Here is a 923-nt window from a genome sequence, read left to right as displayed (position 1 = left end):
CTACCCCAATGAGGCGCACGGCAATCACGTCGCCTTCTACCTCGGCCACAATGCCAAGGGCATCCAGGTCGTCGAGCAATGGAAGGGCGTCACGGTGCTGGGCGCCAAGAATCAGCGGCACCGCGACGGCATCCGCTTCCGGGGCATCAAGATTCCCACCGATCAGTCCGGCGCGAAGCCCGCCATGACGAACAGGGGGGAGTACTACTATGTCATCCTCGATAAGCGGTAAGTCGCTCTAACCCGGCTGCACGCCCGCCAGAAGGGGACGCCAGCGGGCCACCTCCGCACCGATCATCGCGGTGAACTCGGCGCCCACGCCGCCCAGCGGGACCGTGCCCTGCTGGCTCAGCCGCGCCCGCAGCTCCGCGCTCTCCATCGCCGACCGGAAGGAAGCCGCGAGCCTCGCCAGCACCGCGTCCGGCGTGCCCTTGGGGGCCACCACCGCGGAGCTCGAGCCGTTCTCCAGCCCGGGCAGCCCSGCCTCGGCGGCGGTCGGCACMTCCGGAAGCAGCGCCAGCCGCTCCGGCGCCGCGACCGCCAGCGCCTTCAGCGTCCCGGCGCGGACGTGCTCGATGACGATCGGCGTCGCCTCGGCGGTCAGCGAGACCTGGCCCGCAAGGACCGCCTGCACGCTTGCCGCGCCGCTGCGGAAATGCACCGGCAGGAGTTGCACCCGCGCCAGGTGCTGCAACAGGATCTGCGTGAGGTGCGGGCTGCTCCCCGCCCCCGCCGTGCCCCAGCTCAGCGCCTCCGGCCGCGCGCCGGCGGCGGCCAGCATGCTCCGCAGGTCGTTCCCCGGCGTGGAGGCGTGCGCCACGATCACATGCGGCGTGCTGGCCGCCAGCACCACCGGCGCGAAGTCGCTCAGCGGGTCGTAGGTCATGCGCGGGTAGATCGCGGGGTTCACGGCGAACATGGCC

Annotated in this window: 2 protein-coding genes; one reads left to right on the top strand and one right to left on the bottom strand. The window is 71.8% G+C overall.

From position 1 onward, the window contains the following. The coding region (locus AC1DWF_RS32890) for a BPSL0067 family protein (RefSeq protein WP_476842704.1) at positions 1-232 on the top strand (232 nt) is incomplete at its 5' end. 6 nt (positions 233-238) lie between these two features. Here the strand turns inward: AC1DWF_RS32890 and AC1DWF_RS32885 are convergent. Next, positions 239-923 (bottom strand): Bug family tripartite tricarboxylate transporter substrate binding protein (locus tag AC1DWF_RS32885; RefSeq protein WP_476842703.1); only part of this gene is annotated, 685 nt, incomplete at its 5' end.

Source organism: Aminobacter sp. P4_D5 (assembly GCF_056401815.1).
This window is presented reverse-complemented; position numbering and strand designations above follow the sequence as displayed.